Source organism: Paraburkholderia sp. Cpub6 (assembly GCF_014201065.1).
Lineage (GTDB): Bacteria > Pseudomonadota > Gammaproteobacteria > Burkholderiales > Burkholderiaceae > Paraburkholderia > Paraburkholderia tuberum.
In genome coordinates this window covers 326,134-342,269 of sequence record NZ_JACHDM010000002.1, presented here as the reverse complement: position 1 = coordinate 342,269, position 16,136 = coordinate 326,134, and the positions used below count along the sequence as shown (strand labels likewise).

The 16,136-nt window shown below is 65.0% G+C and carries 13 protein-coding genes and 1 pseudogene; 12 read left to right on the top strand and 2 right to left on the bottom strand.

Annotation, left to right across the window (positions count from 1 at the left end):
- Positions 1-151 precede the first annotated feature (151 nt).
- The gene (gene icd, locus HDG33_RS06350) at positions 152-1,408 is read right to left on the bottom strand and encodes an NADP-dependent isocitrate dehydrogenase (RefSeq protein WP_090801579.1); all 1,257 of its coding nucleotides are present in this window, start codon (positions 1,406-1,408) and stop codon (positions 152-154) included.
- Between the two features lie 261 nt (positions 1,409-1,669).
- On the opposite strand from icd, the gene HDG33_RS06345 reads away from it, so the two are divergent.
- The 6 genes from HDG33_RS06345 to HDG33_RS06320 all read left to right on the top strand — a co-directional run bounded on the left by HDG33_RS06345 (position 1,670) and on the right by HDG33_RS06320 (position 7,796).
- Positions 1,670-2,239, top strand: coding sequence for a pseudouridine synthase (locus HDG33_RS06345; RefSeq protein ID WP_018421597.1), 570 nt, complete (start codon positions 1,670-1,672; stop codon positions 2,237-2,239).
- Between the two features lie 495 nt (positions 2,240-2,734).
- Positions 2,735-2,923, top strand: a complete 189-nt coding sequence (locus HDG33_RS06340; RefSeq protein ID WP_018421598.1) for a hypothetical protein — start codon at positions 2,735-2,737, stop codon at positions 2,921-2,923.
- 144 nt (positions 2,924-3,067) lie between these two features.
- A complete protein-coding gene (locus tag HDG33_RS06335; RefSeq protein ID WP_184023124.1) occupies positions 3,068-3,583 on the top strand; it encodes a DUF192 domain-containing protein in 516 nt (171 codons plus the stop codon).
- A gap of 318 nt (positions 3,584-3,901) precedes the next feature.
- Positions 3,902-6,007, top strand: coding sequence for an elongation factor G (fusA, locus tag HDG33_RS06330; RefSeq protein WP_184023122.1), 2,106 nt, complete (start codon positions 3,902-3,904; stop codon positions 6,005-6,007).
- A 203-nt stretch (positions 6,008-6,210) separates the two neighbouring features.
- A complete protein-coding gene (locus tag HDG33_RS06325; protein ID WP_184023118.1) occupies positions 6,211-6,738 on the top strand; it encodes a cupin domain-containing protein in 528 nt (175 codons plus the stop codon).
- Between the two features lie 38 nt (positions 6,739-6,776).
- Positions 6,777-7,796 carry a HoxN/HupN/NixA family nickel/cobalt transporter gene (locus HDG33_RS06320; protein ID WP_184023105.1) on the top strand — a complete coding sequence of 340 codons (1,020 nt, stop codon included), beginning with the start codon at positions 6,777-6,779 and terminating at the stop codon, positions 7,794-7,796.
- A gap of 61 nt (positions 7,797-7,857) precedes the next feature.
- Here the strand turns inward: HDG33_RS06320 and HDG33_RS06315 are convergent.
- Positions 7,858-8,004: pseudogene (locus tag HDG33_RS06315) on the bottom strand (transposase); the annotation flags it as partial.
- A 222-nt stretch (positions 8,005-8,226) separates the two neighbouring features.
- Here HDG33_RS06315 and HDG33_RS06310 point away from each other — a divergent pair.
- From HDG33_RS06310 to HDG33_RS06285, 6 genes are all read left to right on the top strand, one after another.
- Positions 8,227-9,900: an ABC transporter substrate-binding protein gene (locus HDG33_RS06310; protein ID WP_184023103.1), complete on the top strand. Its 1,674-nt coding sequence runs from the start codon at positions 8,227-8,229 to the stop codon at positions 9,898-9,900.
- A gap of 41 nt (positions 9,901-9,941) precedes the next feature.
- Positions 9,942-10,970 (top strand): ABC transporter permease, encoded by a 1,029-nt coding sequence (locus HDG33_RS06305; RefSeq protein ID WP_184023101.1) that lies wholly within the window; start codon positions 9,942-9,944, stop codon positions 10,968-10,970.
- The gene (locus HDG33_RS06300; protein ID WP_184023099.1) at positions 10,967-11,863 is read left to right on the top strand and encodes an ABC transporter permease; all 897 of its coding nucleotides are present in this window, start codon (positions 10,967-10,969) and stop codon (positions 11,861-11,863) included. Before HDG33_RS06305 ends, HDG33_RS06300 begins: the two co-directional genes overlap by 4 nt.
- Positions 11,860-14,049: an ABC transporter ATP-binding protein gene (locus HDG33_RS06295; RefSeq protein ID WP_184023095.1), complete on the top strand. Its 2,190-nt coding sequence runs from the start codon at positions 11,860-11,862 to the stop codon at positions 14,047-14,049. The genes HDG33_RS06300 and HDG33_RS06295 overlap by 4 nt, the downstream gene beginning before the upstream one ends.
- 418 nt (positions 14,050-14,467) lie before the next feature.
- Positions 14,468-15,301: a hypothetical protein gene (locus tag HDG33_RS06290; protein WP_184023093.1), complete on the top strand. Its 834-nt coding sequence runs from the start codon at positions 14,468-14,470 to the stop codon at positions 15,299-15,301.
- A 326-nt stretch (positions 15,302-15,627) separates the two neighbouring features.
- Complete coding sequence (locus HDG33_RS06285) at positions 15,628-16,089, top strand: Rap1a/Tai family immunity protein (RefSeq protein WP_184023091.1); 462 nt, start codon at positions 15,628-15,630, stop codon at positions 16,087-16,089.
- Positions 16,090-16,136: the final 47 nt, after the last annotated feature.

Genomic DNA, 16,136 nt, shown 5'->3' with positions numbered 1-16,136 from the left:
GGCTCCGCGCCGGGTTTCTTTTTTGCGGCAGCTTTCTATTGCAACGGATTTTCCGGCCGGAAAGCCACGCGAAAATTCCGGGTAAAAAAATACCCCTGCCGTTTGCTGGCGCCGGGGTTTTTATGCGAACCGCATAATCCCGGCGCGTCAATTACATATTTTCGATCATCACTTGCCCAAATGCCGAGCACGACACCTGGGTCGCGCCTTCCATCAGGCGGGCAAAATCGTAAGTAACGCGCTTTTGCAGGATCGATTTTTCCATCGAGCTGATTATCAGATCCGCCGCCTCGAACCAGCCCAGGTGGCGCAGCATCATTTCCGCTGACAGGATTTCCGAGCCGGGATTCACGTAATCCTTGCCCGCGTATTTCGGCGCCGTGCCGTGCGTCGCTTCGAACATCGCAACCGAATCCGACAGGTTCGCGCCCGGCGCGATTCCGATTCCGCCGACCTGCGCGGCGAGCGCGTCCGAGATGTAGTCGCCGTTCAGGTTCAGCGTGGCGATCACGTCGTATTCGGCCGGGCGCAGCAGGATCTGCTGCAGGAACGCGTCGGCAATCACGTCCTTCACGACGACATCGCCGCCGGTCTTCGGATTCCTGACTTTCATCCAGGGACCGCCGTCGATCAGCTCCGCGTTGAACTCCTTCTGCGCGAGCGCGTAGCCGTAGTCGCGAAACGCGCCTTCGGTGTACTTCATGATGTTGCCCTTGTGCACCAGCGTGACCGAGCGGCGTTCATTGTCGATCGCGTACTGGATCGCCTTGCGCACCAGACGCTCGGTACCTTCGCGCGACACCGGCTTGATGCCGATCCCCGACGAATCCGGAAAGCGGATCTTCTTCACGCCCATTTCTTCGCGCAAGAACTTGATGATCTTCTTCGCCTGTTCGGACTCAGCCGGCCATTCGATGCCCGCGTAGATGTCTTCCGAGTTCTCGCGGAAGATCACCATGTTGGTCTTCTCGGGCTCGCGCACCGGCGAGGGCACGCCCTTCAAATATCGCACCGGGCGCAGGCACACATAGAGGTCCAGTTCCTGGCGCAACGCGACGTTCAGCGAGCGGATGCCGCCCCCGACTGGCGTGGTGAGCGGCCCCTTGATCGACACGATGTATTCCTTGACCGCCTGCAGCGTTTCGTCCGGCAGCCATACGTCCGGGCCGTACACCCGGGTCGCCTTCTCGCCCGCGTAGATTTCCATCCAGTGGATTTTCTTCTTGCCGCCGTACGCCTTTTCGACCGCCGCATCCACGACCTTGAGCATGACCGGCGTGATGTCCAGACCAGTGCCGTCGCCTTCGATGTACGGGATGATCGGCTCGTCGGAAACGTTGAGCGAGAAGTCGGCGTTGACGGTGATCTTATCGCCACCTGTCGGAATCTTGATGTGCTGATACGGCATGATCGGACTCCAGTGAAAGCTGTGCAAAAGCTGATGGGAGACTGCGAAAGAGACGCCCTCGCCGCGCAATGCCGAACCGCCGCGAGCGGCCTGGCCGCTATTCTAGCCCACGTCCCACGCGCGACGCGGCCGCCCCTCGCTCCGGGTTTTCCAACATAGACGGCCTCTCGAACGCGCCACGCTCCTCTATAAGATAGAAGAATCTGCGTCCCGGTTTATGCATTATCATCGCGCCGTATCGCTCTGCCGTATCGCTCTCCTATGCGCCTTCTCGCCCTCAACAAGCCGTTCGGCACCATCTGTCAATTTTCGCCACACGAGACGCGGACGTCGCTTGCCGACTGGGTCAAGCTACCCGGCGTCTATCCGGCCGGCCGGCTCGACTCCGATAGCGAAGGCCTGCTGCTGCTCACCGACGACGGCGCGCTGCAGGCGCGCATCGCCGAGCCGCGTCACAAGCTCGTCAAACGCTATTGGGCGCAAGTCGAAGGCGCGCTCGACGACGCCGCGTTGAAAAAGCTCGCGCGCGGCGTCGATCTCGGCGACTACGTGACACGCCCATGTCAGGCGACCTATGTTGAACCGTCCAGCTCGCTGTGGGCGCGCACGCCGCCGATCCGCTATCGCGCCGCGATCCCGACCACATGGATCGAGCTGTCGATCACCGAAGGCAAGAACCGTCAGGTGCGTCGCATGACGGCGGCGGTGGGTTTTCCGACGTTGCGTCTCGTGCGCGTCGGCATTGGTGCGCTTGACATTTTTTCACTCGGACTGCAACCTGGACAGAGCACGGAGTTGCGAGCGAACGCGCCATGGGATGGCGTCGCCTGAACATGATTTGACGATTGTTCGTTCATCGCCGCAACACCGCGTGCCGAACTCACGCACGCGCGAATCAGCCTGCACGTGCTCACTCCAAACCCGTTTCACGGCTGTGACAATCAAGCTAACTCGTTGTAGCAGCACGTAAAATAATGCGTGAAACGTAGACCCGAAATGCGTGAAACAAGTGGGCTCGCCGCGAGCCTGCGCCACGCGGTTTGATCGCGTGTCATCACGATCAAAATTTCCGCGCAATTCGCGTCAACCGCCGTACAACTCCACGCGTTATCCGACGCAGATGCCGCCGAAGCTATCCGGCATTCAGCCTTAAAGACATTTGCATACGCCGTTTTCGCGGCGAGTACGAAAGTCCGAACGCTAGCAGACGCGTCGAAAAATTTGTTCGATGCGGCTGTCAACCGAAAGGTGGATGGCACGTTTACCGACATGACTCTACATATGCCGGGTCATTTGGTTAATTAACTCAAGCTGAGGATTCACAAAATGAACAAACTGATCGCCGCTCTGGTCGCTGGCCTCTTCGCAACGGCAGCATTCGCACAAGCATCGGCACCGGAAGCAGCTTCGGCAGCTCCGGCAGCAGCAGCTTCGTCGGCAAAGAAGACCACCAAGCACGCTCACAAGAAGTCGCACAAGAAGGCAGCAGCTGCAGCTTCGGCAGCTTCGGAGTAAGTTGCTTGTAAAAACGCAGTAAAGAACTAGCTTCATTGCCGTTCTTACGGCGTTGTAAGGCAGATCACCGCAAGGCGATCTGCCTTTTTGTTTTTGACGCGCTCGCGTAACATGCGCGAGTCAATTTCAGCAAGGAGTCTTGCCGTGCGATTTTCCATGCGCTCGTCGATGGCGCGTTTCGCCATTGCCGTAGCACTGCCGCTCGCGGCGCTGTCGTTCGTCGTCACCACGGCTCCCGCCCAGGCGCAGCAGATGCCGCCGGGCGCCAAGCAGCCGGGCGAGTTTCCGCGCGTCAAGCTGACCGCTGGCATGTTCGTGATCGACGCGGCCGTCGCCGCCAACGACCCGGACCGCGAACAGGGCTTGATGTATCGCACGAAGCTAGCGCCGAACGAAGGGATGCTGTTCGTGTTCAACGAGAACGCGGGCCACTGCTTCTGGATGAAGAACACGCTGATCCCGCTGTCGATCGCATTCATGCGCGCCGACGGCACGATCACCGACATCGACGAGATGCAGGCCGAGACCACCAACAACCACTGCCCGACGCACAACGGCGTGTTCGCGCTGGAAATGCCCAAGGGCTGGTTCTCGGCGAAGGGCATCAAGCCGGGCATGCAGATCCAGGGCTTACCGCCGGTGCCGGGTGTCACGCAGTAAGACCCTCACCGCCGGGCCGCGTGTCCGTGCAGCCCCGTAAATGGCCCCGGAGCGGCCTCTGAGCGGGGGCACCGTCCCGCCACGCTGTCCCGCGAAAAGCCGGCGTCTCGACCCGAGGCGCCGGCTTTTTTTTCGCCCGCTCAGGCCCGCGCCACCAGCCTTCGCGCCGGCTGGCAGGATTCATGCAAAAGACCAATCGACGCGCTATCCTTGTAATCTCGATAAGGTAACGCCAGATAAAGCACCACTCAGACTCCCCGGGCGGCCCACGCGGTCGCCCGGCATGCGTTTCAGGCGCGCCATTACAAGGAGATTCACGTGCCCCGCAAGACTCCCATCGAGCGCTACCGGAATATCGGCATCAGCGCTCACATCGATGCCGGCAAAACCACCACCACCGAACGGATCCTGTTCTACACCGGCGTGACCCACAAGATCGGCGAGGTTCACGACGGTGCGGCGACGATGGACTGGATGGAACAGGAGCAGGAGCGCGGCATCACGATCACGTCGGCGGCCACGACCGCGTTCTGGAAAGGCATGGCCGGCAACTATCCCGAGCATCGCATCAACATCATCGACACCCCCGGGCACGTCGACTTCACGATCGAAGTCGAGCGCTCGATGCGCGTGCTCGACGGCGCCTGCATGGTGTACGACTCGGTCGGCGGCGTGCAGCCGCAATCGGAAACCGTGTGGCGCCAGGCGAACAAGTACAAGGTGCCGCGCATCGCATTCGTCAACAAGATGGACCGCGTCGGCGCGGACTTCTTCCGCGTGCAGCGGCAGATCGGCGATCGTCTGAAGGGGGTCGCCGTGCCGATCCAGATTCCGATCGGCGCGGAAGAGCACTTCCAGGGCGTGGTCGACCTCGTCAAGATGAAGGCGATCTACTGGGACGACGACAGCCAGGGCATCAAGTTCGAGTACCGCGACATCCCGGCTGAACTCGCGGCCACCGCGAAGGAATGGCACGACAAGATGGTCGAGGCCGCGGCCGAGGCGAACGAGGAACTGCTGGAGAAGTACCTCGGCGGCGAACCGCTGAGCGAAGCCGAAATCAAGCACGGCATCCGCGCGCGCACGATCGCCAACGAGATCGTGCCGATGTTGTGCGGCAGCGCGTTCAAGAACAAGGGCGTGCAGGCGATGCTCGACGCGGTGATCGACTATCTGCCGTCGCCGGTCGACGTGCCCGCGATCACCGGTCACGACGAGCACGACAAGGAAATCGAGCGTCATCCCAACGACGACGATCCGTTCTCGGCGCTCGCCTTCAAGATCATGACCGACCCGTTCGTCGGTCAGCTGATCTTCTTCCGCGTGTACTCGGGCGTCGTCAACTCGGGCGACACGGTCTACAACGCGGTCAAGGAAAAGAAGGAACGCCTCGGCCGGATCCTGCAGATGCACGCGAACGAGCGCAAGGAAATCAAGGAGGTCTACGCGGGCGACATCGCCGCGGCCGTCGGCCTGAAGGAAGCGACCACCGGCGACACGCTCTGCGATCCTGATCATGTGATCATCCTTGAAAAGATGATCTTCCCGGACCCGGTGATCTCGCAGGCCGTCGAACCGAAGACCAAGGCCGACCAGGAAAAGATGGGCATCGCGCTGAACCGTCTCGCGCAGGAAGACCCGTCGTTCCGCGTGCAGACCGATGAGGAATCCGGACAGACGATCATCTCCGGCATGGGCGAGTTGCACCTCGAAATTCTGGTCGACCGGATGAAGCGCGAGTTCGGCGTGGAAGCGACCGTCGGCAAGCCGCAGGTCGCGTATCGCGAAACGGTGCGCAATAAGGTCGAGGGCGTCGAAGGCAAGTTCGTCAAGCAGTCGGGCGGCCGCGGTCAGTATGGCCACGCGGTGATTACGCTGGAGCCGTCCGAGCAGGGCAAGGGCTACGAATTCGTAGATGCGATCAAGGGCGGCGTGATTCCGCGCGAATTCATCCCCGCGGTCGACAAGGGCATCGTGGAAACGCTGAAAGCCGGCGTGCTCGCGGGCTATCCGGTCGTAGACGTGAAGGTCACGCTGACCTTCGGTTCGTACCACGACGTCGACTCGAACGAAAACGCGTTCCGCATGGCCGGCTCGATAGCGTTCAAGGAAGCGATGCGCAAGGCGAAGCCCATCCTGCTCGAACCGATGATGGCCGTGGAGGTGGAAACGCCCGAGGACTTCATGGGCAACGTGATGGGCGACCTGTCGAGCCGCCGCGGCATGGTGCAGGGCATGGAAGACATCGCGGGCGGCGGCGGCAAGCTGGTGCGCGCGGAGGTGCCGCTCGCCGAGATGTTCGGCTATTCGACGTCGCTGCGCTCGGCCACCCAGGGCCGCGCGACCTACACGATGGAGTTCAAGCATTACGCCGAGACGCCGAGCAATGTCGCCGAGGCCGTGATCAACGCGAAGAAGCAATGACGCTGACGCGGCGGCGTTGAGCGCGACAAGCCGAAGCCTGCTCCCTGTGAGCAGGCTTTTTTTTATGGCGCCGTTTGCATCGTCGAGCCACGCACCCGTTTTTTGAACGTGCCAGAATGTTGATCAGCCATGCGGCACGCGCCTGAATCGTAAGACCGAAGCGAACGACTCGAACGCGGCACGCCAGCCGAGGAGGAGACACGATGAGCCAGGATCACGAACATCCGCATTACCGGGCCGAGCACGAAGCCGCCGAACCCAGCCAGCAGATCGACTGGCGCGAACACGGCGTGAAGGTCATCCGCGGCGATCAGCTCGACACCAACACCGCGCAAACGCCGGGCATGAACCGCGCGGCCGCGATCAACGCGGCGCGCGTCGGCGCGCAGAAAATCTGGGCCGGCACCGTGACGATCCATCCGAATGCGAAGACCGGCGCGCATCATCATGGCGCGCTCGAAAGCGTGATCTACGTTGTGCGCGGCCAGGCGCGCATGCGCTGGGGCGAGCATCTGGAATTCACCGCCGAGGCCGGTCCCGGCGACTTCATCTTCGTGCCGCCCTATGTGCCGCATCAGGAGATCAACGCGAGCACCGACGAGCCGCTCGAATGCGTGCTCGTGCGCAGCGACAACGAAGCGGTCGTCGTCAATTTGAACATCGACGCGGTGGAGCAGCCGGAAACCGTCTACTGGGTCGATCCGATCCACAAGCATCCGCACGATCACTAAGCCGCTCATCAACCCATCCATTCATCCGCTCGTGCCACATGACGCCTAACGCCTCGCTGCGCCCTCGCCTCGTCGCGCTCTACGCGGTGCTGCTCGCCGCCAACCTCGGCGCATGGCTGTGGGCGCTAATCGCGTTTCGCCACTACCCGCTGCTGCTCGGCACCGCACTGCTCGCGTATGGCTTCGGTCTGCGTCATGCGGTCGACGCCGACCACATCGCGGCGATCGACGCCGTTACGCGCAAGCTGATGCAAACCGGCATGCGACCGGTCGGGATCGGGCTCGCGTTTTCGCTCGGTCATTCGACGATCGTGATTGCGGCGACGATCGGCATCGCCTGGACCACGCATTCGCTGAATGGGCGCTTCGAAAGCTTCAAGGAAGTTGGTGGCACGCTCGGGACACTGGTTTCCGCGTCGTTCCTGCTGGTGCTCGCAGCGGTCAATCTCGTGGTCCTGCGCGACGTGTGGCGCCGCTACCGGCACACGCAACGCGGCGACGTTGCGACCAGAGCGTCAGCCGATGCGCTCGCCCCAGCCGGGCTGCTGTCGCGCGCATTGCGGCCGCTGTTTCGGCTGGTCACGAAAAGCTGGCACATGTATCCGGTCGGCGTGCTGTTCGGTCTCGGCTTCGACACCGCGACCGAGATCGGCCTGCTCGCGATCGCTGCGTCGCAGGCCAGCACTGGCCTGCCGCTCTATTCGATCCTCGTGTTCCCGGCGCTCTTCACGGCCGGCATGACGCTTGTCGATTCGACCGACAACGTGCTGATGGTGCACGCGTACGGCTGGGCGATGGACGACCCGAAGCGCAAGCTTTACTACAACGCGAGCATCACGTTCGTGTCGGCGATGGTCGCGATCGTGATTGGCGGCGTCGAGGCGCTGGGGCTGCTGTCGGATCGCTTCGGCTGGAGCGGCGGGGTGTCGGATGCGATCGTCGGAATCAACGATCATTTCGGCGCGCTCGGCTATGCGATCGTCGCGGCCTTCATGGCGTGCTGGATCGGCTCGGTGCTGTTTCATCGCTGGAGACGGCCGGATACGGCGGCACGATAAGTGGCCGGAACCGTTCGGCTGACGTTTCGTAGTTCAGCGTCTTCCGCGGACTTTCATTGGTCCTGTCGTCGAAGCATGTGAAGCGTCGGTCGTGCTTGCGCATCAGCATCGGTTCGAAGCTGCCATCCCGGTCGCGCGGCACCTCAACGCACAATCGCGGCCGCCCCTCGCGAGCACGCGTCCGGTAACCGTTGTGACGACGACACACCGCGCGTCATTTATCGGCCGATCGACTAGCGCGGCGCGCCCCCGGTGCGCCAGAGCCGCGAGCAATCGCTTACACTGAGACCGCTCTGCACAGCGTTGCCCTTTCGCGATAGCGGCCCCACCACATCCCATCGCCCATCGGAAGGCGCGCTGCCCCTCGCGCCGTCGCGCGGCTCGCGCGACGCCTCCGAACCAGCAACAGAACGGGTTGGACACGCCATCGATGAAAACGCCAGCGGACCGATTTCTCGCACCTGACGCATTGGACGCAGCCCGCCTCACAGCCGACGCCTACGGCAACCACGCCCTCGACGAGTTTGTCGCCGGCCGCATCACGCGCCGCGAGCTGCTACGACATGCGAGCATGATCGGTCTGTCGCTTGCGGGTGGCGGCCTGCTCGGCGCGCCGCGAGCGCGGGCGCAAGGTGCACCGCCCACGTCGAACCAGACGATCCGCGTCGCGCATCTGACGCCGGCGGGCGCCGTCGATCCGCTGACGGTGACTGACGCCGCGAGTCTCGCGCTGCTGAACCAGACCGGCGAATTCCTGATCGACGACGACGGCGAGAAGCTGATGCTGAAGCCCGCGCTCGCGCTGTCGTGGAAGCCGAACGACAAGGGCGACGTGTGGACCTTCAAGTTGCGCCCCAACGTGAAATTCCACGACGGCCAGAGCTTCGGCGCGAAAGATGTAGTCGCGACCTTCGACCGTCTCGCCGATCCCGCGAGCGGCTCGGCCGCGCTATCGGTACTAAAGGGCGTGCTGTCGAAAGGCGGCGCGAAGGTCGTCGACGAACACACGGTGGAGTTTCATCTCGACGCGCCGACCGGCAATTTCCCGTACTACGTTTCCTCGGATAATTACAACGCGGTGATCCTGCCCGCGAACTTCGCGGGCAACTACGAAAAGAGTTTCATCGGCACGGGTCCGTTCAAATTCGAAAAGTATCAGCCGAAGGTTGGCGCGTCGTTCGTGCGCAATCCCGACTACTGGGGCGAAAAAGCGTTACCGCAACGCGTACAGTTTTCGTTCTACGCCGACGAGCAGGCTCAACTGCTCGCGTTGCAAGGCCATCAGGCCGACGTGATGGGCACGTTCACCGTGCAGGGCGGCGCGGCCATCCTGAACAATCCGGACTACAAGGCGGTCGGCGTCAAGTCGAGCGCGCACCGCCAGATTCACATGCGCAACGACAGCCCGCTCTTCAAGGACAAGCGCGTGCGTCAGGCACTCGCGTTGTCGCTCGATCGCGACGTGATCGTGCGGGGTCTCTTCAAGGGTCGCGCACAACTCGGCAACGACAGCCCGTTCGCGCCGGTGTTTCCATCGTCGGATGCGGGCGTGCCGCAACGCAAGATCGACGTCGCGAAGGCGAAGCAGCTGCTCGCGCAGGCCGGTGTGCCGAACGGTTTCGACGTCACGCTGACCACCGAAAAATACATGGAGATCCCCGACCTCGCGGTCGTCGTGCAGAACGCCGCGAAGGCGATCGGCGTGCGCATCAATCTGAAGGTCGAGAGCCAATCGCTCTACTACGGCGCGGGCACGCCGGGCAAATCCGACTGGCTCGACTCGCCGCTCGGCATCACCGATTACGGCCATCGCGGCGTGCCGAACGTGTTCCTCAACGCGACGCTGACGAGCAACGGCACATGGAACGCCGCGCACTTCAAGAATCCGCAATACGATCAACTGGTCGCGCAGTTCGTCGCGGCGATCGATCTCGCCACGCAAAAGAAAATCTCCGGGCAGATCCAGACGCTACTGCTCGACGAAACGCCGCTGATCATCCCGTTCTTCTACGATCAGCTGATCGCGATGCGCAAGGGCGTGAACGGCGTGCGCTTCACTGCGCTCGCCCAACTGTATTTCGATCGCGCGACGCTCAGCGCGTAAGCAGCGCGCTGTCCGCCTCGCTTTTCGCAGGAGAACTCCCGATGTCGGCTCCGGTGCCCTCTCCCGCCTCGAATACATCGCGTCCGCCGCGCGCGACGAACGGCAACGCGGGCCGCGTCGCGCGTTTTCTCGCGACGCGCGCGGGTCTTTCGCTGATCACCTTGTGGCTGCTGTCGGTGATCGTGTTCGCGGGCGGCCAGTTGCTGCCCGGCGATATCGGCCGCGCGGTGCTCGGGCCGCTCGCCGATGCGCGCGCGGTCGCCGCGCTCGATCATCAGCTCGGCGCCGACCGGCCGCTGCTCACGCAATACATCGACTGGATCACGCATTTCGTGCGCGGCAACATGGGGCTGTCGTACGCATATCGCGAACCGGTCAGGCCGTTCATCGCCGATGCGCTCGGGCATTCGGCGAAGCTCGGCCTGCTCGCGTTCATCGTCGTCGTGCCGCTCGGCATCGCAGGCGGCGTGTGGTCGGCGATGCATGCGGGGCGCTGGCTCGATCGCACAATCAGCATCGCCGGTTTGTCGGCGACCGTGGTGCCGGAGTTCGTGTCGTCGATCGTGCTGATTCTCGTGTTCGGCGTGTGGCTGCGCTGGCTGCCCATCGAGGCCTCATATCCGCCCGATGCGAGCGTGCTCGAACAGCTGCGGCATCTGGTGCTGCCGGTGCTGCCGCTCGTCCTCGTGTTCTTCGGCTACATCGCGCGAATGGCACGCGCGGGCACCGTCGAAGCGCTCGACGCCGACTACACGCGCACCGCCATCCTCAAGGGCCTGCCGCGCCACGTCGTGATCTGGCGGCACGTGCTGCGCAATGCACTGCTGCCGACGATCACGGTCGCCGCCACCCAACTCGGCTACATGATCGGCGGACTCGTGGTGGTCGAGACGCTGTTCCGCTACCAGGGCATCGGCTCGCTGATCTACAACGCCGCCAAGGCGAAGGACTTTCCAATGCTCGAAGCGGGCGTACTGACGATCGGCGTCGTCTATACGCTCGCGAATCTGGTCGCCGATGCGCTGCACGTGCTGCTCAATCCGCGACTGCGGGTGAGGACCGCCGAATGAATACGACCGTGCCGCCGGCTTCATCGACGCCACCAGGCTCGCCCGCGCCAGGCGCGCCGGTCTCCGAGCCGCGTTTCCCGCGCCTCCTCCTGCTCCTCGGTTCGCCGACCTTCATCGTGGGCGCGCTGATCGTCGCGTGGTGGATCGTCTGCGCGATCGCCGGGCCGTGGTTCGTGCATCTCGATCCGTACGCGTCCGATCCGCTCAATTCGCTGACGCCGCCCGATCGCACGCACTGGTTCGGCACCGATCAGCTCGGCCGCGACGTATTCTCGCGCGTGATCGTCGGCGCGCGCGACATCCTGACGATCGCGCCGCTCGCGACACTGCTCGGCACCGCGGCGGGCACCGCGCTCGGCCTGGTGGTCGGCTACTTCGACGGCTGGGTCGACGACGTGATCGGCCGCATGATCGACGCGGTGCTCGCGCTGCCGCTCGTAATCGTCGCGCTGCTCGCGCTCGCCGCGGTCGGTGCGTCGAACTTCACGGTGATTCTCGTGATCGGCACCACCTTCACGCCGATAACAGCCCGCACCGTGCGCGCCGCCGTGTTCGCAGAGCGGCATCTCGACTATGTGGCCGCCGCGCAGCTGCGCGGCGAACGCGCGCCGTACATCATGTTCGCGGAGATCCTGCCGAACGTGCTGCCGCCGATCGTCGTCGAAGCAACGGTGCGGCTCGGCTATGCGATCTTCGCGGTCGCGACGCTGTCGTTCCTCGGCTTCGGCATCCAGCCGCCGTCGGCCGACTGGGGGCTCGCGCTGTCCGAGTCGTACACGTTGATGGCGGGCGGCGCGTGGTGGACCGTCGTGTTCGCGGCGGGCGCGATCGCGTCACTGGTGGTCGGCGTCAATCTGATCGCCGACGGCGTGCAGGGAGTGCTCGACCAATGAACGGCCCACCGCCCTCCTCGTTCGCCGCGTTCGACGTGTCGAAAAGCGATCGCACCGATGCGCTGACCGTGGTCGGCCTGACGGTCACCTACCGGATCCGCGGACGCGATCGCGAAGTGCTGCAGGACGTATCGTTTCGCGTGCGACGCGGCGAGGCGTATGGGCTCGTCGGCGAATCCGGTTGCGGCAAGTCGACCGTGGCAATGGCGACGCTGCGCTATCTGCCGCGCAATGGCAAGGTGAAGGCCGGCAAGATCGTAATCGCCGGTGAGGACGTGCAGAAGCTGGGTGCCGACGCGCTGCGCAGCATGCGTGCGACGACCGTCTCGATGGTCTACCAGGACCCGGGGCGCGCACTGAATCCATCGCTGACGATCGCCCGTCAGGTTTCCGAAGCATTCGAGGCGGCCGGCGTCGCGCGCGACGAGGCGCTGCAACGCACGCTCGAGATACTCAAACGCGTCCGCATCGCGGCGCCCGAGCGCGTGATGAACAGCTATCCGCATCAATTGTCGGGCGGCATGCAGCAGCGCGTGGTGATCGCGATGGCGCTCGCGTCGAACCCCGCGCTGCTGATTCTCGACGAACCGACTACCGGCCTCGATGCGACCGTCGAAGCGGAAGTGCTCGACCTCGTCGCACAGGCGCGCGAGGAACTCGGCACCGCGGTGCTGTTCATCAGCCACAACCTCGCGGTGATCGGCCGCATGTGCGAACGCGTCGGCGTGCTGTACGCGGGCAAACTGGTCGAGGAAGGCGCGACCCAGGACGTGTTCGCGCGGCCGCGTCATCCGTACACGGTCGGATTGCTGCGCTGCCTGCCGACGGCCGGACGCAGCAAGGACAGCGAGCGGCTCGATACGATCGCGGGCGGCCTGCCTCTGCCGGGCTCGGTCACGCAGGGCTGCATCTATGCGGAGCGCTGCCGTCTCGCCGACGAGCGCTGCCGCCGCGACGCGCCGCCGCCCTATCGCCTCGGCGCCCGGCATGGCGATCAGATGGCGCGCTGCCACTATCACGAGCGTGCGATCGAACTGCCGCGTGCGACATCGAGCGCGGCGCCGGTGGCGGCCGCATCATCCAACGCGGCGCCGCGCGTGCCCTCTGCGCCGGTCTTGCGCGCCCGGAACCTGTCGAAAACATTCCACGTATCGGGCGTCCCGCTGCGCGCGGTCGACGACGTGTCGCTCGAACTCGCGAGCGGCGAGACGCTCGGCCTCGTCGGCGAATCGGGCAGCGGCAAGACAACGCTCGCGCGGCTGCTGCTCGGCCTGCTCGCACCCGATGCCGGCAGCGCGCTCGAACTCGACGGCGCCCCGCTCGCCGCGCGCGTCACGCGACGCAGCGACGAGCAGCTGAAATCGCTGCAGATCGTGTTCCAGAATCCGGACTCGGCGCTCAATCGCGCGCATTCCGTCAAGCGGCTGATCGGCCGTGCGCTCGCGCGCTTCACCGCGCTGCGCGGGCCCGAGATCGACGCACGGCTCGCCACGCTGACGGACGCCGTGCGGCTGCCCGAGCGCTATCTGGACGCACGTTCACGCCAGCTTTCGGGTGGGCTCAAGCAGCGCGTCGCGATTGCGCGCGCGTTCGCCGGCGAACCACGTGTCGTCGTGTGCGATGAGCCGACTTCATCGCTCGACGTGTCGGTGCAGGCCGCGATTCTGAACCTGCTCGCCGATCTGCAGCGCGAGCGCGGCGTCAGCTACGTGTTCATCTCGCACGATCTGCACGTGGTCCGCTATGTGTCGGATCGCATCGCGGTGCTCTACCTCGGCCGGCTGCTCGAAATCGGCCCGGCGGCGGCCGTGTTCGATGGACCGCAGCATCCCTATACCGAGGCGCTGCTGTCCGCCGTGCCGACGCTGCCGGGCGACGGCGCGTGCGGCGAGGTGCATCAACGTACGCGTATCCGTCTCACCGGCGAGTTGCCCGGGCCCGGCGCGATGCCGTCGGGCTGCGTGTTTCACACGCGCTGTCCGCGCAAGCTCGGCGCGATCTGCGAGCAGCAGGACCCGCCGTTTCTCGACGCGGACGGCGCCGCCGATCCGTCTTCCGCGCACCGGATTCGCTGCCATATTCCGGTCGCCACACTTCGCGAGCTGCAAAGCGAGCCGCGCGACGACAACGCGAGCGACCCGACGAATGGCGGCAACGCCGACGATGCGTCGGAAAACGCCAGCTAGCGTCGACTCGAACCTCATCGACGCACACCCCTCTCTTAACGAATCCCGCGTCGGAACACGCTTTTGCGTCCGCGCGTTTCATCGTCGCAACGTTTTGAGGCGTTTTTCCGGCGTGCGCATCGCACATCCCGATATCGCCCGTGTCGCTTCAAGGCTTTGCGGCGCGTGGCATGGATATCGCTAAATTAGCGGCCAGAGATTCGAAGCCAAACCGGGCGCGCAACGCCGCGCATATCCGCACGACGAGCGTCACCACGCGATGGCGCGACCTCGCGCGATCAGCACGGCAGCGACGCACGGACAACTTCGACACAACGGACCGGGGGTTCGACAAGAACCGCGTGCAGACAGGTCGGCCGGCGCTGGGCAGCTCGCGAAGGCGGCAGCGAGGTACCGTCCTTCGCTCTGGAGACGCGCGATGAAGACCGGAAAATCAGATCACTACTACTGTGCAATGATGCGCGGCGCGGTGGTCCTCGCGGGGGTCGCGGTGTTGGCGGGCGGGACCGCGTACGGGGCGTCGACGGACGTGATCCCTCGCTCGATTGTGCTGGCCGACGCGTCGCGGGCGCAACCCGACGATTCAACGCCGCTGCTGCTCGCGCAGAACGACGGCGCGGCGACCGGCGCCGAGGCTGGCACGGCCACAGCCGCCGACGACACCGCCTCGGTGTTCGCGCCGGGCGGCTGCGGCGGGCTCGGCGGTCCGGGCTGCGGGCGGCTCGGCGGCGGCAGTGGCAACGGCAGCGGTAATGGCGGCGCGGCGGGTTCGAGCAATAGCGGTGCTGGCGCAAGCGGCAACAGCGGCGCCGGGGCGGCGGGTTCAGGGAGCGGAAGTGGGAGTGGCGGTGCGGGCACGGGCGGTAAGGGAAATAGCGGTAGTGGTGGCGGCGGAGGAAGCGGAGGTGGAAGCGGCGGTGGCGGCGGCGGAGGAGGCAGCGGCGGAGGAGGCAGCGGTGGAGGCGGAAGCAGCGGCGGCAGCGGGAGCGGCGGCTGCGGTTGCGGAGGCTCCAGCGGTGGCCCAGGTGGTGGCTTTGGCGGTGGCCCTAGCGGTGGTTTCGGCGGTGCGAATGGTGGTGGCTTCGGTGGTGGCTTCGGTGGTGGCTTCGGTGGTGGCTTCGGTGGTGGCTTCGGTGGTGGCTTCGGTGGTGGCTTCGGTGGCGGGTTCGGCGGAGGCTTTGGCGGAGGCTTCGGCGGCGGTCACGGAGGCAAGGGTGGCGGCAGTGGCAACGGTGGCGGGAACGGGCACTAGGCGTCGCCCGTTGCCCCGGGTAGGGAGCCCCCGCGCCCTACCCGCCGGCGACATGTCCCGGCACGCTGTCCGCTATCCGCTGGCAACGGCGGTGATGTCCCGATCCCCCGGTCGGGCGTCACCGCCGGAGGCCGGTCGGAGCGGCCCGCCCGCCTTCGGCGCGCGCTGACGGAATGGCTCGGAGAGCGCGCGCCGCGCCTCGCGCCATCGCGCGAACCGCACCGCGAGCGACGGGAACACAACCTCCATTGCGTGCGAGTGTTATGGAACCAATCCGAGACGACCGCCTCATATCAAATTCATCGTTCGATATGAGGGCCCACAACATGCATAGAAGCGTCCCCCCCTCCGCGACCCGCACGGCAGCCGCCGTGCTGACCGCTGCCGCCCTGGGCCTCGCATCGCTCGCCAATGCGCAAACACCCGCGCAGCCAATGGCGCAAACCTTGTCGCAAGCGGCACCACCGGTCGACCCGAGCTTCTCCGCCTACTCGCTCGTCCAGAGCTGCAAACAGCGCCACGACAACGTCGCGCAAGGGCAATGCGTCGGCGCGATCCGCGGCATCATCCACGGTTATCAATACGGCGTGCTGTTCCTCTCGCAACGAGCAACCCTCCCCGCCAACGAAACGCAGCGCGTGTCGCTATGCCTGCGCGACGTGGCGGTGTCGTCGATCGTCGACGACTTCCTCGCCGATGCCGCCCAGGTGCCGGACGACGCGCTGCAGCACACCCCCGCCGAAGTCGCCGTGCTCGGCTCCGTGCATCAGCACCATCCCTGCACCTGAGCGCCGCGTCAGCGCGAGCGGCGTCATCGACGCCCACAGCGCTTCGA